The 23,511-nt window shown below is 73.1% G+C and carries 24 protein-coding genes and 1 pseudogene; 20 read left to right on the top strand and 5 right to left on the bottom strand.

Features of this window, described 5'->3' with window-relative positions:
- The first annotated feature begins 3 nt into the window (after positions 1-3).
- The 8 genes from zapE to AB0D93_RS18145 all read left to right on the top strand — a co-directional run bounded on the left by zapE (position 4) and on the right by AB0D93_RS18145 (position 7,132).
- Positions 4-1,107, top strand: coding sequence for a cell division protein ZapE (zapE, locus tag AB0D93_RS18110; protein WP_362120324.1), 1,104 nt, complete (start codon positions 4-6; stop codon positions 1,105-1,107).
- A 164-nt stretch (positions 1,108-1,271) separates the two neighbouring features.
- The gene (locus AB0D93_RS18115; RefSeq protein WP_362120326.1) at positions 1,272-1,610 is read left to right on the top strand and encodes a hypothetical protein; all 339 of its coding nucleotides are present in this window, start codon (positions 1,272-1,274) and stop codon (positions 1,608-1,610) included.
- Positions 1,611-1,712: 102 nt separating this feature from the next.
- On the top strand, positions 1,713-2,291 hold the full coding sequence (locus AB0D93_RS18120; protein WP_362120328.1) for a carbonic anhydrase: 579 nt from the start codon (positions 1,713-1,715) through the stop codon (positions 2,289-2,291).
- A gap of 8 nt (positions 2,292-2,299) precedes the next feature.
- Positions 2,300-3,778, top strand: coding sequence for a SulP family inorganic anion transporter (locus tag AB0D93_RS18125; RefSeq protein WP_362120330.1), 1,479 nt, complete (start codon positions 2,300-2,302; stop codon positions 3,776-3,778).
- A gap of 135 nt (positions 3,779-3,913) precedes the next feature.
- Complete coding sequence (locus tag AB0D93_RS18130) at positions 3,914-4,714, top strand: slipin family protein (RefSeq protein ID WP_362120332.1); 801 nt, start codon at positions 3,914-3,916, stop codon at positions 4,712-4,714.
- Positions 4,715-4,724: 10 nt separating this feature from the next.
- Positions 4,725-5,303 (top strand): YbhB/YbcL family Raf kinase inhibitor-like protein, encoded by a 579-nt coding sequence (locus AB0D93_RS18135; protein WP_362120334.1) that lies wholly within the window; start codon positions 4,725-4,727, stop codon positions 5,301-5,303.
- Positions 5,304-5,353: 50 nt separating this feature from the next.
- A complete protein-coding gene (locus AB0D93_RS18140) occupies positions 5,354-6,223 on the top strand; it encodes a PPK2 family polyphosphate kinase (RefSeq protein ID WP_362120336.1) in 870 nt (289 codons plus the stop codon).
- Positions 6,224-6,286: 63 nt separating this feature from the next.
- Complete coding sequence (locus AB0D93_RS18145; protein WP_362120338.1) at positions 6,287-7,132, top strand: polysaccharide deacetylase family protein; 846 nt, start codon at positions 6,287-6,289, stop codon at positions 7,130-7,132.
- A 36-nt stretch (positions 7,133-7,168) separates the two neighbouring features.
- Here AB0D93_RS18145 and AB0D93_RS18150 read toward each other — a convergent pair.
- A pseudogene (locus AB0D93_RS18150) lies at positions 7,169-7,474 on the bottom strand (ABC transporter); the annotation flags it as partial.
- A gap of 54 nt (positions 7,475-7,528) precedes the next feature.
- Between AB0D93_RS18150 and AB0D93_RS18155 the strand changes: the two are divergent.
- From AB0D93_RS18155 to AB0D93_RS18185, 7 genes are all read left to right on the top strand, one after another.
- Complete coding sequence (locus AB0D93_RS18155; RefSeq protein ID WP_362120340.1) at positions 7,529-8,284, top strand: peptidyl-tRNA hydrolase; 756 nt, start codon at positions 7,529-7,531, stop codon at positions 8,282-8,284.
- A gap of 8 nt (positions 8,285-8,292) precedes the next feature.
- Complete coding sequence (locus tag AB0D93_RS18160; protein ID WP_362120342.1) at positions 8,293-8,931, top strand: TetR family transcriptional regulator; 639 nt, start codon at positions 8,293-8,295, stop codon at positions 8,929-8,931.
- A gap of 83 nt (positions 8,932-9,014) precedes the next feature.
- Positions 9,015-9,623 (top strand): TIGR03086 family metal-binding protein, encoded by a 609-nt coding sequence (locus tag AB0D93_RS18165; RefSeq protein WP_362120344.1) that lies wholly within the window; start codon positions 9,015-9,017, stop codon positions 9,621-9,623.
- Between the two features lie 90 nt (positions 9,624-9,713).
- The gene (locus AB0D93_RS18170; protein ID WP_362120346.1) at positions 9,714-11,030 is read left to right on the top strand and encodes a DUF692 domain-containing protein; all 1,317 of its coding nucleotides are present in this window, start codon (positions 9,714-9,716) and stop codon (positions 11,028-11,030) included.
- A gap of 146 nt (positions 11,031-11,176) precedes the next feature.
- Positions 11,177-11,950: a DUF4142 domain-containing protein gene (locus tag AB0D93_RS18175; RefSeq protein ID WP_362120348.1), complete on the top strand. Its 774-nt coding sequence runs from the start codon at positions 11,177-11,179 to the stop codon at positions 11,948-11,950.
- A 97-nt stretch (positions 11,951-12,047) separates the two neighbouring features.
- Positions 12,048-12,827 (top strand): TIGR04222 domain-containing membrane protein, encoded by a 780-nt coding sequence (locus AB0D93_RS18180; RefSeq protein WP_362120350.1) that lies wholly within the window; start codon positions 12,048-12,050, stop codon positions 12,825-12,827.
- Positions 12,828-12,974: 147 nt separating this feature from the next.
- Positions 12,975-14,621, top strand: coding sequence for an alpha/beta hydrolase (locus AB0D93_RS18185; protein WP_362120352.1), 1,647 nt, complete (start codon positions 12,975-12,977; stop codon positions 14,619-14,621).
- Positions 14,622-14,628: 7 nt separating this feature from the next.
- Here the strand turns inward: AB0D93_RS18185 and hemQ are convergent, their stop codons facing one another.
- Together hemQ and hemG are read right to left on the bottom strand one after the other, a co-directional pair.
- Positions 14,629-15,360, bottom strand: coding sequence for a hydrogen peroxide-dependent heme synthase (gene hemQ / locus AB0D93_RS18190; RefSeq protein WP_362120354.1), 732 nt, complete (start codon positions 15,358-15,360; stop codon positions 14,629-14,631).
- Between the two features lie 5 nt (positions 15,361-15,365).
- Complete coding sequence (gene hemG / locus AB0D93_RS18195) at positions 15,366-16,820, bottom strand: protoporphyrinogen oxidase (protein WP_362120357.1); 1,455 nt, start codon at positions 16,818-16,820, stop codon at positions 15,366-15,368.
- 159 nt (positions 16,821-16,979) lie between these two features.
- Between hemG and AB0D93_RS18200 the strand changes: the two genes are divergently transcribed.
- Positions 16,980-17,957 carry a DUF4349 domain-containing protein gene (locus tag AB0D93_RS18200; protein ID WP_362120359.1) on the top strand — a complete coding sequence of 326 codons (978 nt, stop codon included), beginning with the start codon at positions 16,980-16,982 and terminating at the stop codon, positions 17,955-17,957.
- Between the two features lie 27 nt (positions 17,958-17,984).
- Positions 17,985-19,379, top strand: a complete 1,395-nt coding sequence (locus AB0D93_RS18205) for an FAD-dependent oxidoreductase (RefSeq protein WP_362120361.1) — start codon at positions 17,985-17,987, stop codon at positions 19,377-19,379.
- Between the two features lie 3 nt (positions 19,380-19,382).
- On the opposite strand, the gene AB0D93_RS18210 is transcribed toward AB0D93_RS18205, so the two are convergent.
- Positions 19,383-19,649: a hypothetical protein gene (locus AB0D93_RS18210; protein ID WP_362120363.1), complete on the bottom strand. Its 267-nt coding sequence runs from the start codon at positions 19,647-19,649 to the stop codon at positions 19,383-19,385.
- A gap of 92 nt (positions 19,650-19,741) precedes the next feature.
- On the opposite strand from AB0D93_RS18210, the gene AB0D93_RS18215 reads away from it, so the two are divergent.
- A complete protein-coding gene (locus AB0D93_RS18215) occupies positions 19,742-20,566 on the top strand; it encodes a rhomboid family intramembrane serine protease (RefSeq protein ID WP_362120365.1) in 825 nt (274 codons plus the stop codon).
- A 1-nt stretch (position 20,567) separates the two neighbouring features.
- Here AB0D93_RS18215 and hemE read toward each other — a convergent pair whose 3' ends face one another.
- Positions 20,568-21,626 carry a uroporphyrinogen decarboxylase gene (hemE, locus tag AB0D93_RS18220; RefSeq protein ID WP_362120367.1) on the bottom strand — a complete coding sequence of 353 codons (1,059 nt, stop codon included), beginning with the start codon at positions 21,624-21,626 and terminating at the stop codon, positions 20,568-20,570.
- Positions 21,627-21,739: 113 nt separating this feature from the next.
- Here hemE and AB0D93_RS18225 point away from each other — a divergent pair, with 113 nt between their 5' ends.
- Together AB0D93_RS18225 and AB0D93_RS18230 are read left to right on the top strand one after the other, a co-directional pair.
- Positions 21,740-22,417 (top strand): DUF3000 domain-containing protein, encoded by a 678-nt coding sequence (locus AB0D93_RS18225; protein WP_362120369.1) that lies wholly within the window; start codon positions 21,740-21,742, stop codon positions 22,415-22,417.
- A gap of 280 nt (positions 22,418-22,697) precedes the next feature.
- Positions 22,698-23,354: a response regulator transcription factor gene (locus tag AB0D93_RS18230; protein WP_023545949.1), complete on the top strand. Its 657-nt coding sequence runs from the start codon at positions 22,698-22,700 to the stop codon at positions 23,352-23,354.
- Positions 23,355-23,511: the final 157 nt, after the last annotated feature.

The following is a 23,511-nucleotide window of genomic DNA, read 5'->3' on the forward strand; positions in this document are numbered from 1 at the left end:
ACCGTGTCGTCCTCCACCACCGCCCCCGGATCCAGCCCTCTGACCGACGCGGGCCCCCTGTCCCTGTGCGCCCGTGCGCCGCACGTCCCCGCGGACCGGCTGGTCGCCGAGATGGTGCCGCCGCCGCGCTTCGACTCGGTCCGCTTCTCGACGTACATACCGGACCCGAACCAGCCCAGCCAGACCGAGGCCGTCCGGGTGCTCGAGGGCTTCGCGGGCGGGCTCGGCGGGGCGCACGCGTCCGGCGCCGGCCGGCGCGGCTTCCTCGGCTTCGGCAGGGCCAGGGCGCCCAAGGCCCCGGCCGGCCCGCGCGGGGTCTACCTGGACGGCGGCTACGGCGTCGGCAAGACCCATCTGCTCGCCTCCCTGTGGCACGCGACCCCGGCCGAGCCCGCGCTCAAGGCGTTCGGCACCTTCGTGGAGCTGACCAACCTGGTCGGCGCCCTCGGTTTCCAGCAGACGGTGCGGACCCTCTCCGGTCACCGCCTGCTGTGCATCGACGAGTTCGAGCTGGACGACCCGGGCGACACGGTCCTGGTGTCGACCCTGCTCGGCAAGCTGGTGGAGGCGGGTGTGGCACTGGCCGCCACCTCCAACACGCTGCCGGGCAAGCTGGGCGAGGGCCGGTTCGCCGCCGCCGACTTCCTGCGCGAGATACAGGGCCTGTCCGCCCACTTCCGCGCCCTGCGCATCGACGGCGAGGACTACCGCCACCGCGGTCTGCCCGAGGCCCCGAAGCCCTTCACCGACGAAGAGGTGACGAAGGCGGCCTACGCCACCCCGGGCGCCTCCCTCGACGACTTCCCGCATCTGCTGGAGCACCTGGCCAAGGTCCACCCGAGCCGGTACGGCGCGCTGACCGACGGGGTGCGGGCGGTGTGCCTCACCGATGTGCGGCCGGTGCCGGACCAGTCGACCGCGCTGCGTCTCGTGGTGCTCGCGGACCGGCTCTACGACCGCGAGGTCCCGGTGCTGGCCTCGGGACTGCCGTTCGACAAGCTCTTCAGCGAGGAGATGCTGAACGGCGGCTACCGCAAGAAGTACTTCCGGGCGATCTCCCGCCTCACCGCGCTGGCCCGGGACGCGAAGGGGCTCGTCGGCTCGTAGTCAAGAGCCGGATCGCGCCACGCGACCGGCACTTTTCACGCTCTCTTGCGCTCGTAACGCCCAGTTAACCCTGCAAAGGCCTTTGCAGGGTTAACGTGCTTCTTGACCAACCATTGACCAATGCTTGGTCTGCGCGAGAGGCGCGAACCGTGGAAGGAGGCCGCATGTCCCGAGGTACGACGGTCCGGGCCGTGCTCGCTTCCGTCGCCGTCGTCCTGCTCGCCCTGCTGTGCTCCGCCCCCACGGACCCCTTCGCACCTGCGCACACTCTCAGTGAAGCAACGGCCAAGGCCGAAGCCGGAACCACGCCGCCCGAACAGCCGGTGCGCGACGCGGCGGACGGGGTCCGCGGCCCCGCCTTCCGCCGCGCGCGGGAACACCCCCTCATAGTCGGCCGGGCCGCCGGTACCGACACACCGAGCGCCCCCGGCGCCGCCCTCCAGCGCGCCCCCAGAGCCCCAAGAGCCCCCACCCCGGCAGCCCTTCAGGTCTTCCGCTGCTGACAGCCGGTGCGAGCCGGCCCGGGAACCGGGCCCCCTCCCCCCCCACAACCGTCGTTCAAGTCCGACGCGCCCGTGCAGGCGCGCCAGGAGGAACTCACACACATGCAGCCCCTCATCGACAACGCCCGTACCTTCGGACAGCGCCCTGAGGAGTTCGCCAAGCTCGCCGAAGGCCAGTCCCCGCAGGTCCTGTTCATCACCTGCTCCGACTCCCGGGTCGTCCCGGCCCTGATCACGGGCGCCCGCCCCGGCGAGCTCTTCGAGCTGCGCACCGCGGGCAACATCGTCCCGCCCCACACCTCGCGCCAGCCCACCAGCGAGGCCGCGACCATCGAGTACGCGGTGGAGGTGCTCGGCGTGCGCGACATCGTCGTCTGCGGCCACTCGCACTGCGGTGCCGTCGGTGCGCTGGTGCGCGGCGACGACCTGACCGCCGTACCCGCCGTGCGCGACTGGCTCGCGCACGCCACCCCGCGCCCGGCCGGCCAGGCCGAGGACCCCGAGGTCGCCGAGGGCGTGCAGGCGCACGTCCTGACCCAGTTGCTGCGGCTGCGCTCGTACCCGTGTGTGGAACGCAAGCTGGCGGTGGGTCAACTGGGCCTGCACGCCTGGTACTACGAGGTGCACACCGGCGCCGTACGGGCGCACCGCCCGCACACCGACACCTTCGAGTCCCTGTGAGCGCGCGGATGACCGGCGGGAACCTCATATCCCGGTTCCCCTGCGCGCGGCAGGACTTCGCCGCCTCCCTCGTCGTGTTCCTGGTCGCGCTGCCGCTGTGCGTGGGCGTGGCCGTCGCCTCCGGGGTCCCGGCCGAACTCGGCCTGGTCACCGGCATCGTGGGCGGCCTCGTCACCGGCCTGATGCGCGGCAGCAGCCTGCAGGTGTCGGGGCCGGCGGCCGGTATGACCGTGCTCGTCTTCGAGGCGGTCAAGGAGTTCGGGCTGCCGGTGCTCGGCGCGATCGTGCTCGCCGCCGGGCTCCTCCAGGTGGGCATGGGCCTGCTGAGGCTCGGCCGCTACTTCCGCGCCATCTCGGTCTCCGTCGTCGAGGGCATGCTGGCCGGAATCGGACTGGTGCTCGTCGCCGGGCAGTTGTATCCGGCGCTGGCCGCCAAGGCCCCCGACTCCGGGCCGGGCAAGATCGCCGGTCTGCCCGGGGCGTTCCTGGACGCCCTCGGCGACGGCACGGCCGTGGCCTCGCTCGCGGTGTGCGCGGGCACGATCGGGGTGCTGCTGCTGTGGCGGCACACCCCGGCGAGGGTGCGTACGCTGCCCGGCCCGCTGGCCGCGGTGGGCCTCGCCACGGTGGCCGCGTTCGCGCTCGGCCTGCCGGTGGCGACCGTGAAGGTGCGGGGCCTGCTGGGCTCGGTCCAGCCGCCGCCGCTCGACGCCTTCGGCGAGCTGGCGGGCGTCGGCGCGCTCGGCACGGTCGTCGCCTTCACGCTGATCGCGTCCGCCGAGTCGCTGTTCAGCGCGGCGGCCGTGGACCGGCTGCACTCCGGGCCGCGCACCGAGTACGACAAGGAGCTGGTGGCCCAGGGCACCGGCAACGCGGTGTGCGGGCTGCTGGGCGCGCTGCCGATGACCGCGGTGATCGTGCGCAGCGCGGCCAACGTCCAGGCGGGCGCCCGTACGAAGGCCTCCCGCGTGCTGCACGGCGTGTGGCTGCTGCTGTTCGCCGCGCTGCTGCCGGACGTGCTCGCCCACATCCCGGTCCCGGCGCTGGCGGGCATCCTGATCCACTCGGGCGCCAAACTGGTCCCGGTCCGGGCACTGGGCGTGCTGTGGCGCGAGCACCGGGGCGAGGCGCTGATCCTGTCGGTGACCGCGCTGTCCATCGTGGCGGTCAGCATGTTCGAGGGCGTGCTGATCGGGCTGGCGCTGGCCGTGGTCAAGACGGCCTGGGAGGCCTCGCACATCAGGCTGGAGGTCGTGGACAAGGGCGCCGGCCCCGTCGACGTCCGCCTCACGGGCAACGCGACCTTCCTGCGGCTGCCGAAGATCCTGGACAGCCTGGAGTCGCTGCCCCAGGACCGCCCGGTCCGCCTGGACCTGTCCGGCCTGCACCATCTGGACCACGCCTGCCGCACGGCCCTGGAGAACTGGGCCGTACGCCACAGCGCGGCGGGCACGGAACTGGTGCGGGTCACGGCCCCGGCCGGCTGACGGCCGCTGTCTCCGGGCCGGGACGCCGACGCCCCTCGGTGTCCCGGCCCGGTCCCGGGCTTGTGGCTTCCGCCCCACCCCAGGCATATGGTGACAGCAGCGGACGAAATCAGACCTCTCCGTGAGGAGGTCACCATGCTCCAGGAGCTGCTGGGCGCCGTGGCGGCGGCGGGTTCGGTCGCCGTGGTCTACCTGGCGATGGCGGCGCGGATCGTCAAGCAGTACGAGCGAGGCGTGCTCTTCCGCCTCGGCCGGGTGGCGGGAGGCGAGCGCGAACCCGGCCTGACCCTCGTGATCCCGTTCGTGGACCGGCTGCACAAGGTCAACATGCAGATCGTCACGATGCCGATCCCGGCCCAGGAGGGCATCACCCGCGACAACGTCACCGTGCGGGTCGACGCCGTCGTCTACTTCCGCGTGGTCGACGCGGCGAGCGCCCTGGTGAAGGTCGAGGACTACAAGTTCGCGGTGTCGCAGATGGCCCAGACGTCCCTGCGGTCGATCATCGGCAAGAGCGACCTCGACGACCTGCTCTCCAACCGCGAGAAACTCAACGAGGGCCTGGAACTCATGATCGACAGCCCGGCCGTCGGCTGGGGCATCCAGGTCGACCGGGTCGAGATCAAGGACGTCTCCCTGCCGGACACCATGAAGCGGTCCATGGCCCGCCAGGCCGAGGCCGACCGGGAGCGCCGGGCCCGGATCATCAACGCCGACGCCGAGTACCAGGCCTCCAAGAAGCTGGCCGAGGCGGCCCAGCAGATGGCCGACACCCCGGCCGCTCTCCAGCTGCGGCTGCTGCAGACGGTGATGGCGGTGTCCGCCGAGAAGAACTCCACGCTGGTCCTGCCCATCCCGGTGGAGCTGCTGCACTTCCTGGAACGGGGCAACCAGCAGGCCGTGGCGAACGGTGACGGTGAGCTCCGCTCCGGCTAGCGTGCCGGGCATGCGCAGATGCTGGGTGACCGTCGTGGCCGCGCTGGCGGCCGTCGCGGGGTGCGGGGATGCCGGCGGTTCTCCCGCCGCGCCCGCCCCGCCCTCGACGCCCTCGGTCTCCTCCCCCGCGGCCACCGGGCGGCTGACCGTCACCAGTTCCGCGTTCGCCGACGGCGGCACCGTCCCGCGGCGCCACACCTGCGACGGCGCCGATGTCTCGCCGCCGCTGGCCCTTGCCGGCGTACCCGCGCACACCGCCGCGCTGGCCCTGGTCATGCAGGACTCCGACGCCCCGCACGGCGCGTTCACGCACTGGCTGGCGTGGAACCTGGGCCCGCACACCACGCGGTTGTCCGCGGGCGAACAGCCGCGGGGGGCGACCGAGGGGCGCAACGACTTCGGGCGGACCGGGTACGGCGGGCCCTGTCCGCCGCGCGGTGACCGGCCGCACCGCTATGTCCTCACCGTGTACGCCGCGGACCGCCGCCTGTCACTCGCCGCGGATGCCTCCCGTGCGCAGCTGCTGCGGGCACTTTCGGGGCACACGCTCTCCATCGGGACGTTGACGGGCCGGTACCGCCGCGGCTAGCGGCGTGGGCCGCCGTGCGTGTGCGGGTCCGCCGTGGGCGGAGGGAAGGGATGGCCGTGACGAAGAGGAGCTGCGAGAACCTCCGTGACGCGCTGCGGCTCCCGCCGGGCGAGCCGGTCGATCTGGCCGCGTACGGCACCCGGACCACTCCCGGTGCCCCCGGCGGCAAGAAGCCGGCCCGGCAGGACGCCACCCGCATGGGCAAACGGCTGGCCCGGCTGCAGGAGCGGCTGTGGGCGGCGGGCACGGCCGGGGACCGCCGGCGCGTGCTGCTGGTGCTCCAGGGCATGGACACCAGTGGCAAGGGCGGCACGGTCAAGCACGTCATCGGCCACCTCAACCCGTCCGGCTGCCGGATCCAGGCGTTCAAGGCTCCCAGCGAGGAGGAACGGCGGCACGACTTCCTGTGGCGGGTGCGCGGGGCCCTGCCCATGCCGGGGGAGATCGGCATCTTCGACCGCTCGCACTACGAGGACCTCCTCATCGCCCGGGTACGGCGTCTCGTCGTACCGGCCGAGATCGGCAGCCGCTACGGCCTCGTCAACGACTTCGAGCGGTCGCTCGCCGAGGACGGCGTGACCGTGATCAAGTGCTTCCTGCACCTCTCCTACGAGGAACAGCGGCGCCGCCTGCTGCGCCGCCTGGACCGCCCCGACAAGCACTGGAAGTTCGACCCCGCCGACATCGACGAGCGCACCCTGTGGCCCGCCTACCGGGAGGCGTACGAACTGGCCCTGGAGCGCTGCGCGGCGCCGTACGCGCCCTGGTACGTGGTCCCGGCGGACCGCAAGTGGTACCGGAACTGGGCGATCAGCCGCCTGCTGCTGGAGCACCTGGAGGAACTGGACCCGCAGTACCCGAAGGGCGACTTCGACGTGGCGGAGTGCCGGGAACGGCTGCTGGCGCAGCCGCCCGGGTGACCGTACCGTCGCGTCATCGGTCATATCGGCATACAAGCGGCCATTCAGTCCTACGTTCGTACGGTGATCCCACGAGTACGCCGTATCGCCACCGTCTGTGCCCTGGGCGCGACGCTCGCCGCCTGCGGTACCGCGGGCAGTGCCCGGCAGGCCCCGGCCGGGCCGTCCGTCTCCGCCTCCCCGCCCGCCTCGCGTCCGCCGGTACTGGCCCCGGGCCCCGGCGGTCTGACCCCGGTCTTCGAGCACGGTCCGCGCACCCTGGGCAAGACCGTCGCGCTGACCTTCGACGCCGACATGACCGCCGACGAGGGGCCCCGCGCGGCCGCCGGAGAGCACTTCGACAACCCCGCCCTCATCGGCACCCTGCGCACACTGAAGGTCCCGGCGACGGTCTTCATGACCGGCCGGTGGGCCGACGAGTACCCGACCGAGGCCCGCAGCCTCGGCCACGACCCGCAGTTCGAGGTCGCCAACCACTCCTACAGTCACTACGCGTTCACCGAGAAGTGCTACGGCCTGCGCACCCTCGATCCCGGCGAGATGCGCGAGGACGTGGAGAAGGCGTACGCCTCCCTGCGCAACGCGGGTGTGCCGCACGCGCTGCCGTACTTCCGCTTCCCCGGCGGCTGTTACGACCAGCGGGCGCTGCGCGCGCTCAGCGGGACCGGGGTGACGGCGGTGCAGTGGGACGTGGTGAGCGGCGACGCGTTCGCCAAGAACGCCGACGCGGTCACCCGGCAGGTGCTGGCGGGTGTGAAGCCGGGCTCCGTGGTCATCATGCACTGCACCCGCAGCGCCGCCCCGGCCACCGAGAAGGTCGTCCGCGCGGTCGTACCGGAACTGCGCAGGCGGGGCTACCGGTTCGTGAAGGTCTCCGAGCTGATCGCCCGGACCGGCAAGCACCACTGACGCCCTGCCCGCGGTGGAGCCCGGCGCACGGACCGCTCAGGGTGACCGGTGGGCGGTGAGCCGGGCGGCGACGGCGAAGGCCGCGGCCGTGAGCAGGGCCGCCCCGGCCAGCGGCAGCAGCGGCACCGGGGCCCGGCCGGTCCGCGAGCCGGTGACCAGGCCGCTGACCGCGGCCTGCGCCGGGGAGCCGGTGAGCACCACCGCCAGCAGCGCACCCAGCAGCATCGCGGGCACGGCGCGACCGGTGGAGCGCAGCAGCGGCCGGTTGGTGAGCGCGCCGACGGCCGCGCCGAGCAGCGCGCAGGTGAGCGTGGCCGGCAGCCCGGCCACGCCCGCCTTCAGCAGGGGCCAGCCGTAGATCACGTTGCATAGGGGCATTGTGGCTGCGGCAGCCGCATGCCGGACACCGTCCCTCGCACCTTAGGGTTGGCTGGTGTGAGCCAAGTTCTGCCGTCCCCCGGAGACAGTCCCTTCCAGACCGAGCGCCATGCCCGGGACGAGGCGCCCCAGTTCGTCCTGCCCCTCGTCGCGCGGATCGAGCGCGGCGCGCCGCCCGCGCGTACCGACGCGCTGGAGACGGCCGCCCGGGCGGTGCTCGTGCTGCTCGGTGACGAGCGGGCGCGGGGGGACGGAGAGTGGGCCGAGGCGGTGCGCGGCTGGGAGGACGCGCGCATCCGCAAGGTGGTCCGGCGGGCCCGGGGCGCCGAGTGGCGGCGTGCCGAGGCGCTGCCGGGGATCACGGTGGCCGGCGAGTCCGCGCAGGTGCGGGTCTTCCCGCCGGTCCCGCTCGACGGCTGGCCCAAGGACCTGGCCAGGCTCCAGGTGTCCGGCACCGAGCTGGACGACCCGGAGCCGCCCGCCGCCGCCGACCCGGCGCAGCCCGTGCTGTGGCTGAATCCGGAGCTGGAGATGTCGGCCGGGAAGGCGATGGCCCAGGCCGGGCACGGCGCCCAGCTGGCCTGGTGGGCGCTGCCGGACGCGGAGCGCGCCGCCTGGCGGGCCGCGGGCCACGTGCTCGCCGTCCGTACCACCGACCCCGCCGACTGGGCCCGGCTGACCGGCAGCGGGCTGCCGGTGGTGCGGGACGCCGGCTTCACGGAGATCGCGCCGGGCAGCTGCACGGTCGTCGCCGACCACCCCGCCCTGCGCTAGGAGGGCCGATGACGCGGGTCGACGGGCGGGTCGAGCGGGGCAACCGGACCCGCCGGCTGGTGCTGCGCCGCACGGTGGACATCGCCTCGGTCGAGGGCCTGGAGGCGCTCACCGTCGGCCGCCTCGCCGCCGAGCTGGAGCTGAGCAAGAGCGGGGTGTTCGCGCTCTTCGGCTCCAAGCAGGAACTGCAGCTGGCCACCGTGCGGGAGGCGGCGCGGATCTTCACCGAGCGGGTGATCCGGCCCGCCGCCGGGACCCCGGCCGGCGTCGGCCGGGTGTGGCGGCTGTGCGAGCTGTGGCTCGACTACTCGCGCGAGCGGGTGTTCCCCGGCGGCTGCTTCTTCTACGGCGCCATGGCCGAGTTCGACGCGCGGACCGGGCCGGTGCACGACGCCGTGGTCCGGACCCAGCGCGACTGGTCGGCCCATGTGGAGCGCACGATCGACGAGGCCCGTACGGCGGGCGAGCTGCGCGCCGGCGCGGACGCCCCGCAACTCGCCTTCGAACTGGTCGCGTTGCTGGAGACGGCGAACGCCCTGTCGGTGCTGCACGACGAGGAGACGGCCTACCGCAGGGCACGCGTGGCCATCGTGGGACGGCTGCGCGACGCGGCCGCGGACGGCGTCACGGTGCCTCAGGTTCCCTGACCGCGAGCCTCGTTGGAACCGCATACACCGCTGTTTCCCAAAAAAAATAAGCACGATCGTTCGCATTGTTTTAGGCTCGGGCCATGACTGTCACCGGAGCGGACTTCGTCGAACTCGACCGGATCGCCGTCCAGGAGGCCGTACGCGTGGTGGACCTGGCCACGCCCGTGGACTGGGCGCGGGACACCCCTTGCGCGGGCTGGGACCTGCGCAGGCTCGTCGCCCACATGACCGCACAGCACTTCGGTTTCGCCGCGGCGGCCCGCGGAGCGGGGCGGGAGCCGGAGTACTGGCGGGAGCCGGAGGACATGAGCGATCCGGCCCGGACACACCGGTCGGCCGCCGCCTCGGTGCTCTCCGCCTTCGCCGAACCGGGCGCGCCGGAACGGGAGTTCGTGCTGCCGGAGCTGGGCGCCGGCTTCCCCGGCGGCCAGGCGATCGGCTTCCACTTCGTCGACCACGTCGTGCACGCCTGGGACGTCGCCGCCACCCTCGGCGTCGCCGTGGAACTCCCCGAGCACGTCCTGGTCGCCGCGCTCGCCGTGGCCCGTCAGGTGCCGGACGACCCCGCCCGGCGCGGCCCGGGCTTCGCCTTCGCCCCTGCGCTGGAGGTGCCCGAGGGCTCCGGCCCGCTGGAGGAGGCACTGCGCCTGCTGGGGCGTGGCCCCGAGCGGTGGCCGGCCCGGGGCTGAAGCTCAAATGTTGCTCTGAACACGGCGCGGAGGAGGTTCGGGTCCGGCCGCCGCGGCCATACCCCCTGCATTCGAGGGAGGGGAGGAGCCATGCGGCCACTGGGCACGGGCATCGGCTGGCGGCCGGAGATCGCGGACGCCGTGGAGCGCATGCCGGGCATCGACTGGGTGGAGGTCGTGGCGGAGAACGTCTGCCCCGGTCATCTTCCCGAGTCGCTGCTGCGGCTGCGCGAGCGCGGGGTCACCGTGGTCCCGCACGGCGTCTCCCTCGGCCTGGGCGGCGCCGACCGCCCCGACGAGGACCGGCTCACGGCGCTCGCCGAGCGCGCCGAGGCCCTCGGCTCCCCGCTGGTCACCGAGCACATCGCGTTCGTCCGCGCGGGCGGCCCGCTCACCGCCTCCCCGCGCCTGGAGGCCGGTCACCTGCTGCCGGTCCCGCGCACCCGGGACGCCCTGGACGTGCTCTGCGAGAACGTCCGCATCGCCCAGGACGCCCTGCCCGTCCCGCTGGCCCTGGAGAACATCGCCGCGCTGTTCTCCTGGCCCGGCGAGGAGCTGACCGAGGGGCAGTTCCTGTCCGAGCTGGTCGAACGCACCGGCGTACGCCTGCTGATCGACGTGGCCAACCTGCACACCAACCACGTCAACCGGGGCGAGGACCCGGCCGCGGCGCTGGCCGTGCTGCCCGTGGAGGCGATCGCCTACGTCCATGTCGCGGGCGGCTTCGAGCGCGACGGCGTCTGGCACGACAGCCACGCCCACCCCGTGCCGCGTCCGGTCCTCGACATCCTGACCGACCTCGCCTCCCGCACCGCACCGCCCGGCGTCCTGCTGGAACGGGACGAGAACTTCCCCGGACCCGCCGAGCTGGAGCGGGAGTTGACGGTGATACGGGAGGCGGTGACGGTGGGACGCGAACGGGCCGACGAGGGGGCGGAAGCGGTTTCCGCCGGCGGCCCGGCGGGCGGAGGGGTCGCGGTTCTCGCCCGGCCGGTCGTCGGGGCGCGCGAGCGGGTCGGGGTGGCCCAGGCCGCCGTACTGTCCTCCCTCGTGGCCGGGACGCCGGTGCCCGAGGGGTTCGACCGGGTGCGGATGGGGGTGCAGGCACGGGCACTCGCCTCGAAGCGGGCGGACGTGGTGGCGAAGGTGGCGCCCGAGCTGCCGGTCATTCTCGGCGAGGGGTACCGGACAGCGTTCCTGGACTACGCCCGGCCGCGGCCGATGACCGGCGGCTACCGCCGTGACGCCCTGGACTTCGCCGGGCACCTGCTGGAGTCGGGCCGACCGGGGGACGCGGGGACCCGGCGGCGGTTGCGCGAGTGGTGGCTGGACCGGGCGGGCCCGGCACCGAGGCCGCGCGGGCGACTGAGCCAGGTCGCCCGGAGGGTGCTGCGACACGGCGGCTGAGTCCGGGCCGCCCACGCACGCACCGACGCACCGCACCCGGACGGCGGCCTGGCGCAGCGGACGGACCCGGCAGGGAACCCGCAGTAATATGCCTGCTCGCACCCACCCTCATGCACATTCGCGTGCGGTGCGCTACAGGAGGCGCCATGCGACCCCGACCCCCGATCAAGGGCCGAGGCATATTCAGCGGCACAGGCCTCGTCATCGCGGCCCTCGCGGCGACCGCGGCGGCGCTGCTCTACCCGCTCTGGTCGTACGCCGACCGCCAGAGCCCGGCGGCCGGCGCCACCGTGCTGAGCACCCAGACGGTGACGACCCCGTACGGCCCCCTGTCCGCACAGGACCGGGACCTGATCATCCGGGTCCGGCTGGCGGGACTGTGGGAACTGCCCGCCGGTGAGCTGGCGGAGCGCAAGGGAACCACGGCGGCCGTGCGCACCGCGGGCCAGCACCTGGTGGACGGCCACACCTCGCTGGACGCCCATGTCCGCACCGTCGCCACCCAGCTCGGCGTACCGCTGCCCAACGAGCCGAACGCACAGCAGAAGCAGTGGCTCGACACCCTGCGGGCCTCTCAGGGCCAGGACTTCGACCGCCGGTTCGCCGGCCTCGTGCGGCTCGCCCACGGCCGGGTGTTCGCGCTGGTCGCGCAGGTCCGGGCGGGCACCCAGAACTCCCTGGTCCGCGATCTCGCCGACGACGCGAACGCGACGATCCTGGATCACATCAAGATCCTGGAGGCAACCGGTTACGTCGACTTCGGCGCGCTGTCCAGGGAGCTGGCGAGCTCGCCGACGCCCGTACCCACCCCACCGGCCGTCGACCCGAGCGCCGCGGTGCCGATCACGCCCTCCCCGGACGAGACGTACTCCATGCCGCCCGCCACCACCAGCCCGCCGCCGCGGACGAGCGGCTCCTGACCTGGGCGGGAAACGGAATGTCACAGACCGCCAACACTGTGTCCGGATGATGAACAGGGCATGGCGTCGGGCCAGGCCTCTGGCATAGAAACACGTCATGTTCTGGGTCCTTCTCCTGCTCCTGGCCTGGGCTTTCGCCGGTACGGCGTGCGCCCGGCTGTGCCTCGCGGCCGTCCGCGCCGCCGCCCTGGACGCGCAGGGCACGGCGGCGGACCCGGAGCACGATCTGACGCTGTACGAGGCGGCCTTCCTCTCCGGCGGCCCCGTCCGGGTCGCCGATGTGACGATGGTCTCGATGGCCCGTCAGCGGCGCCTGCTGCTCGCGCACACCGGCTGGGCCACGGTGGTGGACCCCCGCGGGCGCGACGAGATCGAGCAGTCCGTCATAGGCGCCATAGGACCGGAGGGACAGTCCCGGATCGCGCCCGCGCGGGCGCGGGCGGCCCGCGCCGAGTCCGTGCGCCGGCTGGCCGACGGGCTGGTGCGGTCCGGTCTCGCGGTCCCCGACGGCGCCGGTGCGACGGTGGGGGCGGCCGTACGCCAGGTCCGCGCCGCCGCGGGGGCCGTGGCGCTGCTCGGCGGGACCGCGCTGCTGCTGCCGGTCCAGACCGGGACGCCACGCCTGCTGATCGGCCTGTGGTTCGCCCTGCCGCTCACGCTGTCCCTGAGCTGTCTCGCCATCGCCCGGTTCGAGGTGCATCCGTACTCGCGCTGGGCCTCCCCGGCCGGACAGCGGCTGCTCGGCGCGCTCGCGCGCAGGCCGGCCGGCGACGAGCGGTCGTTCCTCACCTCGGTCGCCGTGCGCGGGATCCGCGCGATCGGCGAGCCGCAGCTGCGCGCCGCCTTCATCCACCGCGACCAGCCCTGGCGGGAATGAGAGCGGCTTCGGGGGCGCATAGGGGGCATTGAGCCGACACCGGCCGGATGGTGCTTGCCTTCACCGTCGGCCGAACGAAATATCCCTTTTGTTGTCGTCGGGAGCGTGGCAGCCCTGTGCCTCGCCGCCGCACCGAAGGGATACGCGATGAGAGCTGCCGCCCTGTACTCGGCCGCCGGATCCTTGCTCCTGACCGCCCTGGCCATCGCACCGGCCGGACACGCGGCCGCCGGGAGCGGGGCGTCCGTTCTGCCCGGCGCGGCCGAACGGCGCGGCACCGAGCTGGCGGTGGCCCGCGCACGGGCGGCCGGCATCGACTACGGCACGTGCTCACCCGCCGACGTGCCGCGGGCGCCGGCCGGTGTGCGGTGCGGCACGGTGACCGTCCCGCTGGACTACGCCCGCCCGGACGGCCCGCGGATCAAGCTGACCGTCAGCCGGATCCCGGCGACGCAGAAAGACCCGCGCAACAGCAAGCGGAAGGTCCCCCGGCAGGGCGCCCTCGTCTACAACCCCGGCGGCCCCGGCGCGTCCAGCATGTACTTCCCGCTGATCGGCACGAACCCGCGGTGGCAGCGGATCGCCGCCGCCTACGACCTCGTCGGCTACGCCCCGCGCGGAGTGGGCCGCTCCGCGCCGCTGTCCTGCGAGGACCCGAAGCACTTCTTCAAGGGGCCGACGGACTCGCCGGCTCACCCCTCGGAGGCGTACAAGCGGCAGCACATCGCGCAGGCCAAGGCCTACGCCCGCGGCTGCGCCCGGCGCTCCGGGAGCAAGCTGCGCTTCTACACCTCGCTGAACAACGCCCGGGACCTGGACGTACTGCGGGCCGCGCTGGGCGAGGACCGGCTGACGTTCGTCGGGGCGTCGTACGGCACCTACTTCGGGGCGCTGTACGCGGCGATGTTCCCGGCGCACGTACGGCGCATGGTGCTGGACGCGGCGGTGAACCCGGACCCGCAGAAGATCTGGTACCGCATGAACCTCGACCAGTCGGCCGCGTTCGAGGAGCGCTGGGCGGACTTCCGGGACTGGATCGCCCGCCACAACGGCGTCTACCGGCTCGGTGACACCTCCGCGAAGGTGCAGCGCAGCTATGACACCGCGCAAAAGCGGCTGGCCGGGAAGGCGGCCGGCGGGAAGGTCGGTCCCGGGCAGTTGCAGAGCGCGTTCCTGACGGCCGGGTACTACGACGACTTCTGGCCGAGCCGGGCCGAGGCCCTCTCGGCGTATCTGCACGGCGACCCCAAGCCCCTGGTACGGCTGGCGGCGCCGAAGCCGGAGACGGCCGCGGAGGCGGAGAACGGCAACGCGGTCTACACGGCCGTGGAGTGCAACGACGCGCCCTGGCCGACGGACTGGAAGGTGTGGGACCGGGACAACACCCGCCTCGCCCGCCTCGCGCCCTTCGAGACCTGGGACAACGCGTGGATGAACCTGCCGTGCGCCTACTGGCCGGCGCCGCGGCAGCAGCCGCTGGACGTGCGCACCGGTCCGGGCGAGCTGCCGCCGGTGCTGATCCTGGCGGCCGAGCGGGACGCGGCGGCGCCGTACCCGGGCGCCCTGGAGATGAACCGCCGTCTGGCCGGCTCGGTGCTGGTGACCGAGCGGGACGCGGGCACGCACGGTATCGGGGGCGGCCCCAACACATGCGTCAACGGCCACTTCGAGGCGTATCTCCTCCACGGCCGTGTGCCCGGGCGGCGCGCGTCGTGCGCGCCGCACCGGTTGCCTCGGGCGGTCGGTCCGGTGCGAGAGTCCCAGCGGGGCCCGCTGAGGTCCGGCCGACGTTAGGGCTTGTTCAGGCCAGGCCCGCCACCAGGTCGCCGATGTCCTTGCGGCGGCCCGTGAAGAACGGGATCTCCTCGCGGACGTGCATGCGGGCCTCGGAGCCGCGCAGGTGGCGCATGAGGTCGACGATGCGGTACAGCTCGTCGGCCTCGAAGGCCAGGATCCACTCGTAGTCGCCGAGGGAGAACGAGGCGACCGTGTTGGCGCGCACGTCCGGGTACCCGCGGGCCATCTTGCCGTGGTCGGCGAGCATGCGGCGGCGGTCCTCGTCGGGGAGCAGGTACCAGTCGTAGGAGCGCACGAACGGGTAGACGCTCACGTAGTTGCGGGGCGTCTCGTCGGCGAGGAACGCCGGGATGTGCGCGCGGTTGAACTCCGCCGGGCGGTGCAGTGCCATGTTCGACCAGACCGGCTCCAGCGCGCGGCCCAGCCTGGTGCGGCGGAAGAGGTTGTACGCCTCCTGGAGCTGGTCGCTGGTCTCGGCGTGCCACCAGATCATCAGGTCGGCGTCGGCACGCAGGCCGGAGACGTCGTAGGTGCCGCGGATCGTCACGTCCTTGGCTGCGAGCTGGTCGAACAGCTCCTGGACCTCGTCGGCGTAACCCGCGCGGTCCTCCGGCAGTACGTCCTTGAGCTTGAAGACCGACCAGAGGGTGTAGCGGATGACCTCGTTGAGGTCCTTGGCCAGCTTGCCCTTGTTCGGGATCCTGCCGGACTCGGTGGTGGGGGCGTCGTCACTCATGGTCCCTATTCTCCCGCTCCGCCGTGGAGGCTCTGCACCGGGTTGGCCGCAAGCTCCCGGATTCCGCTCAGGTCGCCGCCGAGCTGGTCGACGGCCGCGTACGCGCTCGCGACGCAGGCCGGGATGCCGACGCCGTCGTACTGCGCGCCGCACACGGCGAGGCCCGGCAGCTTGGCGACGTGCTCGCGGATGCGGGCCACGCGCGCGTGATGCCCGACCGGATACTGCGGCAGGCCGTCGGTCCAGCGGGTGACCCGGGTCTCCAGGGGCACCGCGTCCAGGCCGGTGGCCTCCCGCAGGTCGTGCCGGGAGACGTCGACCAGGGCGGCGTCGTCGCGCTGGAGGATCTCCGTCTCGCCGTGCCGGCCGACCGACGTGCGCAGCACGACCACGTCCGGGTCCTCCTCGGCGATCCAGCCCCACTTGTGGGAGGCGAACGTGGAGGCCTTGATGGTGCGGCCGTCGACGGGCGGGACCAGGAAGCCGCTGCCCTCGGGGAGGACCGCGTCCGAGCGGCGGTAGGAGAGGGTGACCAGCGCCATCGAGGCGTACTCGACGGCGGCGAGCTCGGCGGCCGCCTCCGGGGACTCGGCGCGCAGCAGCCGGGCGGCGGCCGGCGCGGGCACGGCGACGATCACGGCGTCGGCGTGCAGCACGCGCTGCCCCGCGGTGATCCGCCAGCCGCCGGACGCCTCCCGGCGCAGCTCCGTGACCGGTGTGCCGCTCAGGATCTCGCCGCCGCGCGCGCGGACGGAGTCGGCGACCGCGAGCGGGAGGGTGCCGACGCCGCCCTCGATGCCCATGAACACCGGGCCGGTCTGCTGGTTCGCGGCCGCCCTGGCCTGGATCTCGCGGACTCCCTCGGTGAGGGAGGTGTGGGTGCGGGCGGCCTGGAAGAGCTGGGGGACGGCCGAGCGCATCGAGATGCGGTACGCGTCGCCCGCGTACACCCCGCCGAGCAGGGGCTCGACCAGGCGGTCGACGACCTCGCGGCCGAGGCGCGCGGCCACGAACTCCCCCACGGCCACGTCGTCGCCGACCTCGGTGCGCGGCAGGTCGGCGTCGCGCCCGATACGGGCCAGGCCCTCGTCGGAGAGCACACCGGAGAGTGCGGCGGCGGTGCCGGGCACGCCCATGACATGCCCCTTGGGCATGGGGCGCAGGGCGCCGCGGGTCCAGATCGAGGCGGTCGCGGTGGCCGGTGGCCGGAGCCGCTCGGCCAGGCCCACCTCGCGGGCGAGGTCCACGGCCTCGGGGCGGCGGGCGAGCATCGACTCGGCGCCCAGGTCGACGCGCACGCCCGCGACCTCGCCGGGCAGCAGCTTGCCGCCGACCCGTCCGGAGGCCTCCAGCACCGTGACGCGCCCGCCGCGACCGAGCAGCCGGTGGGCGGCGGCCAGCCCGGCGATACCGGCTCCGATGACGACGACGTGCCCCGTACGCGTACCCGTTGCGCTCATGCCCTCCACTCTCTCAGACCCCTCGGACACTCCTCCGCCGCCCCGGTGGCCGCGCCGAGTCCGGACCGTGACCGCTTCGGAAACCACCCGGTACCAACGTTCCGGCGCACCCGGGCGTCGAAGGACCGTCACTGCTTTCGGCCTCGGGGGGTACCGCCCATGCACCCATCACGTTCCGCACGACCCGCACGCCCGGTCCGGACCCTGGCGGGGATCCTGCTCGCCGCCTCCCTCGCCGTCGCCGGATGCGGTGCGGACGACTCGGGCGGCGGCGCCTCGGCTAAGTCCGCGGCGAAGTCCGGGGCGAACGGCGCCGACGTGGCCGCCGGACCCGGCACCGCCGACCGCGCGAAGCCGGCCCCGAAGACACCCCGGCTCACCCAGAACGCGATCATCCGCACGGCCTCCCTCACCCTCCGGGTGAAGGACGTGACCAAGGCCCTGGAGCAGGCCCGGACCACCGCGGAGGACGCGGGTGGATACGTCGGCGAGGAGAGCACGGGCCGGGACGCCGACGGCAACGAGCACACCCGGGTGGTGCTGCGGGTGCCGAGCGCGAGGTACGACACGGTGCTGGCCGCACTCCAGGGCACGGGCAGGCTGATCGACCGCACGGCCAGGGCCGAGGACGTCACCGACCAGGTCGTGGACGTGGACAGCCGCGTGAAGTCGCAGCGGGCCAGCGTCGACCGGATCCGCGCGCTGATGGACCGGGCGACCAAGCTCAGCGATGTCGTCGCGCTGGAAAGCGAGTTGAGCAGCCGTCAGGCCGACCTGGAGGCGCTGCTGGCCCGGCAGGCGTCGCTGAAGGACCGCACGAGCCTTGCCACCATCACGCTGTCGCTGTCCGGGAAACCGGTGCAGCGGACTTCCGGTGGCCACTCCTCCGGCGTCGTGGACGCCCTGTCCGGCGGCTGGCACGTGTTCGTGACCGTCCTGCGCTGGATCGTCCTCGCGCTCGGCGCCGCCCTGCCGTTCCTGGTGTGCGCGGCCCTGCTGGCGCTGCTGTGGCCGCGGGTCGTACGGCCCCGGCTGCCGCGCCGGCGGGAGCCCGCGCCCGCGGTGACCGCACCGGGCCCGCTGCCGTCGGCCCGTCCGGCGCCGGGACCTTCCGAGGAGCGGCCGGACCGGGACTGAAATGCCCACGAGCCGTAGCGTGTTCCCATGAGCATGCGCAGCGGGCGGAGCGGGACGGAACGGCTGGTCGTGATCGGTGGCGACGCCGCGGGCATGTCCGCGGCGTCGCAGGCGCGTCGGCTGAAGGGGCCCGGCGAACTGGAGATCGTGGCCTTCGAACGCGGCCACTTCACCTCCTTCTCGGCCTGCGGCATCCCCTACTGGGTGGGCGGCGACGTCCCCGAAAGGGACCACCTGATCGCCCGTAGCCCCGAGGAACACCGCGCGCGCGACATCGATCTGCGGCTGCGCACCGAGGTCACGGAGATCGACGTGGCCGGCGGGCGGGTACGCGCGCGTGACGTCGATTCCGGCGCCGAGTCCTGGACGTCGTACGACAAGCTCGTCATCGCGACCGGTGCGCGCCCGGTCCGCCCTGACCTGCCCGGCATGGACGCCCCCGGGGTGCACGGCGTGCAGACCCTGGACGACGGACAGGCCCTGCTGGAGACGCTGGCACGCACGCGTGGCCGCAGGGCGGTGGTGGTGGGGGCCGGCTACATCGGCGTGGAAATGGCGGAGGCGATGATCAACCGCGGTTTCGAGGTGACGGTCGTCAACCGCGGCGAGGAGCCGATGTCGACGCTCGACCCGGACATGGGCAGGCTGGTGCACAGGGCCATGGAGGGCCTCGGCATCACCATGGTCGACGACGCCGAGGTCACCAAGATCCTCACCGGAGCGGACGGCCGGGCCCGCGCGGTGGCCACGCAGGACGCGGAGTACCCCGCGGACGTGGTGATCCTCGGTATCGGCGTCCGCCCGGAAACCGCTCTCGCCAAGGCCTCGGGCCTGCCCGTCGGCGCCCATGGAGGCCTGCTCACGGACCTCGCCATGCGGGTGCGCGGCCACGAGAACGTCTGGGCGGGCGGCGACTGCGTGGAGGTGCTGAACCTGGTCTCCGGCCAGGACCAGTACGTCCCCCTCGGCACCCACGCCAACAAGCACGGCCAGGTCATCGGCAACAACGTCGGAGGCGGTTACGCAACTTTTCCAGGCGTGGTCGGGACGGCGGTCAGCAAGGTCTGCGACCTGGAGATCGCCCGTACCGGACTGCGCGAGAAGGACGCCGACCGGGTGGGCCTGCGGTACGAGACGGTCACCATCGAGTCGACCAGCCGTGCCGGCTACTACCCCGGCGCCTCCCCGATGACGGTCAAGATGCTCGCCGAGCGGCGCACGGGCCGGCTGCTCGGCGTGCAGATCGTCGGCAGGGAGGGCGCCGCGAAACGAGTCGACGTCGCCGCAGTCGCGCTGACCGCGCGGCTGACGGTGGAACAGATGACGGCCCTGGATCTGGGCTACGCCCCGCCCTTCTCACCGGTGTGGGACCCGGTCCTGGTGGCAGCGAGAAAGGCCGCGGTGAAGGTACGGGCTTCCTAGGGCCTAGGCCGTCCCGCTGATCCTCGGCAGGGCGGAGACCGCTGCCGGCTGTTCTCCCGCGGGCTTGGCGTGGGAGGCGGACGGCCGGGTCGAACGCAGTCGGTAGCTCACCGCTTCGTCGAGCGTCACCGGCCGCCCCGTCTGCGAGGCGAGCCGCCCCGCTTCCTGACCGAGCCGTGCGACGTCCTCCCAGGGAATCCGTACGACCAGGGAGATCTCCGCCTCGCCGTCGGGCAGAGCCTGCATCGGAGGAGTGATTCGTTCGCTCATCGCCTGTCCTCACGTCGGTTGAGAACAGATACGGACACCCGCCCCGCGCCGTTCACCGATTCCGCCCGCCGCATCCCGGGCACTACTTCTGTGTGGTCATCCCCGTCCATGACGTGAACCCGGTGCGCCGCACCCCCTGGGTGACGTACGCCCTCATCGCCGCGAACGTGCTGGTGTTCATCACCACGCCCGGGATAGCCGGTTCGGTGGCCGGCGGCAGCGATCTGGCGCAGCTGTGCCATCTGCACGCCTTCATGGACCAGTACGCCGCGGTCCCCAGAGAAATGATCCACCATCAGATGCCCGGGGTGGTCCCGACCGGGGAGATCGGGGTGGGCCCGCACGGCCCGGGCTGCGTCGTCGCGCCGCCCCGTTACGACAAGTCGCCGCCGCTGTCCGTGTTCACGGCGATGTTCCTGCACGGCAGCTGGCTGCACCTGCTCGGAAACATGCTCTTCCTGCTGATCTTCGGCAACAACGTCGAGGACCGGATGGGCCACGTCCGTTACTTCTTCTTCTACGTCGTCTCCGGTTACGCGGCGGGATACGGTTTCGCGCTGCTCAACGCCACGTCGGGGGACCCGCTGATCGGCGCTTCGGGCGCGATCGCCGGGGTCCTCGGCGCCTACATCGTGCTGTGGCCGAGGGCGCGGGTGTGGGTCCTCGTCCCGTTCCTGGTCTTCCTGCCGCTCAGACTGCCCGCCTGGCTGGTGCTGGGTTTCTGGTTCGTCCTGCAGGCGGTGTACTCGTCCGGTCACGGTGTGTCCGGGGCGGGCACGGTGGCGTACGCGGCGCACGTGGTCGGCTTCGTGGCGGGCGTGCTGCTCGCCTGGCCGCTCAAGCCCGGCACCCCGCCCCCGCCGGAGCCGCCCGGCCTGCTGTTCGGCAGGCGGGCGCGGCCCCGTCACACCTGGTGAGTCAGCGGGCGGTCGCGGTGTGGACGTACTCCACGAGCCGGGTCAGCGCGTCCGGGTCGGTGTTCGGCAGGACTCCGTGGCCGAGGTTGAAGACATGGCCGTCCAGGCCCGCGGCCGCGTCCAGCACCTCGCGGGCCTTGGTCTCGACGGTGTCCTTGTCGGTGAACAGGACGGTCGGGTCGAGGTTGCCCTGGAACGCCTTGCCGGGGCCGACACGGCGCCGCGCCTCGTCCAGCGGGACGCGCCAGTCGACGCCGACGACGTCCGCACCGGCCTCGCCCATGAGCTGCAGCAGCTCACCGGTGCCGACGCCGAAGTGGATGCGCGGGACGCCGTAGCCGGAGACGGCCTCGAAGACCTTCGCGGAGGCGGGCATGGCCGAGCGCCGGTAGTCCGCCGGGGCGAGGGCGCCGACCCAGGAGTCGAACAGCTGGACCGCGCTCGCGCCGGCCTCGATCTGCACCTTCAGGAAGGCGGCCGTGATCTCGGCCAGGCGGTCCAGCAGGTCGGCCCACAGCTCGGGGTCGCCGTACATCATCGCCTTGGCGTTCTCGAACGTGCGCGAGGGACCGCCCTCGACCAGATAGCTCGCGAGGGTGAAGGGCGCGCCCGCGAAACCGATCAGCGGGGTCGGGCCCAGCTCCTTGGTGAGCAGGCCGACCGCCTCGGTGACGTAGGGGACGTCCTCGGGGGTGAGGTCGCGCAGCCGGGCCAGGTCGGCGCGGGTGCGGACGGGCTCGTCGACGACCGGGCCGACGCCCGGCTTGATGTCGAGGCCGATGCCGATGGCCTTCAGCGGGACGACGATGTCGCTGTAGTAGATCGCCGCGTCCACGTCGTGCCGGCGCACCGGCTGCAGCGTGATCTCGGTGACCAGCTCGGGCCGCGTGCAGGACTCGAGCATGGGGATGCCCACGCGCACCTTGTGGTACTCCGGCAGGGAGCGGCCGGCCTGTCGCATGAACCACACCGGGGTGTGCGGCACGGGTTCGCGCCTGCACGCCCTGAGGAAGGCGCTGTCGTACGTCGTCGTCGGCTGCGTGCTGTCGTTCGCGGTCACGTGGACAGTTTCGCATGCCGCCGGATCGGGACTCGCCCGGAGTGGCGGCAGCCTGCGGCTCCGGACTGTGTCTTGCCCTGCACAAAGCCGCGCTTCCCCTTACTCTTCCCCGCATGGCTGCGGCTCACGGACGAATGTCGGACAGCGCTGACGGAATGGACGACGTGAAGGACACCGAGGAGGCGGACCGGCGCTCCGGCAGCCCGGGACCGCCGGCCTTCCGGGCGGCGGTCGAAGCCCTGCGCAGCAGCCGGCTGCGGCCGCAGATCGAGGTGGAGCCGACGCCCGCCCCGCAGCGACTCGCCCCGTACACGTACGCGCTGGAGGCCGTGGTGGCCGACGGTGAGCAGGAGCTCGCCGACGGGCGGCTGGTGCTGCTGCACGATCCGGCGGGGCACGACGCCTGGCACGGGACGTTCCGTCTGGTGACGCTGGTGCGCGCGGAGCTGGAGCCGGAGATGGCCGCCGATCCGCTGCTGCCCGAGGTGTGCTGGTCGTGGCTGACAGGGGCGCTGCAGGCGCGCGGGCTGGGCTATGGCGAGCCGAGCGGGACGATCACGCGCGCGAGTTCGCACTACTTCGGCGGGCTGTCCGAACGGCCGCCGGCCTCCCAGATCGAGATCCGGGCGTCCTGGACGCCGCGCGAGGGCCTCGGCGGGGTCCCGGACACCGCCTCCCACCTGGTCTCCTGGTGCGACCTGCTGGCCCAGGTCGCGGGGCTGCCGCCGGCCGGTCCGGGTGATGCCTCGGTGGTCACGCTGCCGCAGCGCAGGGGCCCGCAGCCGCGCTGATCGGGGCTTCCTGACGGCGACTTCATCCGCATGGGCGCCTTATTGACCATCTCTTTGTCGATACGGCCACTTTCCGACTCCGAATCGCATCCGCGTGAACCGAATCGATCTTCCGATGATCGATCGCGTGTCCGAATTGCACAGATTGTTACTCACTAGATCGTGATCATTCTCTAAAGGCGGACGAGTTTGCTGCCGAAGACGACTGTGACCTTGAAAGCACGGTTCGTCCCGGCTTCCTCCCCCCAAGCCGGCCCCGTCCCCCCACCCAGGAGGCCTGGTGTCCGTTCTCCTCGAGCAGCCCGCAAGCCTGGTCGCCTACCGCCCGAACAAGCCGACCGCCATGGTGGTCGTGGCCGACCCGCGCGTGCGTTCCACCGTCACCCGCCATCTGTGGGCGCTCGGCGTGCGCGACGTCATCGAAGCCTCGTCCATCGCGGAGGCTCGTCCCCGCATCGGCAACCCGCGCGACATCTGTGTCGCCGACGTCCACCTGCCCGACGGCTCCGGCCTGACCCTGCTGTCCGAGACCCGCGCCGCGGGCTGGCCCAACGGGCTGGCGCTGTCCGCCGCCGACGACATCGGCGCGGTGCGCAACGCCCTGGCCGGCGGGGTCAAGGGATACGTCGTCACCGGCACCCGTACCAACATCGGCCTGCCCACCCGGCCCGGCGCCGCTCCCCTCGGCGCCGCCCGCATGCACCGCCGCCCCCCGGGTGCCCCGAGCCACCCGGGCGGCTACCGCGAACTGTCCGGACGCGAGGTCGAGGTGCTGCGACTGGTCGCGGAGGGCCAGTCGAACAAGGCGATCGGCGTCTCCATGGGCCTGTCCGCGCTGACCGTCAAGAGCCACCTCGCCCGCATCGCCCGCAAGCTGGGCACGGGCGACCGGGCCGGCATGGTGGCCGTGGCACTGCGCACGGGGATCATCCACTGAGCCGATCGGAGCAGCGGACGGTTCGCCGACGTGAACCGCGTCTTTCCCCGACCTGACTGGTTTACGACCCCCCGGCGGGGCCGGGGGGGCCCGGGGCGGGGGCGCGGCCCCGCCGCCCACCCGGACCCGATCAACACAGAGACGGGGCGGGACAGAG

This window comes from Streptomyces sp. NPDC048191 (assembly GCF_040652655.1).
Classification (GTDB): Bacteria; Actinomycetota; Actinomycetes; order Streptomycetales; family Streptomycetaceae; genus Streptomyces.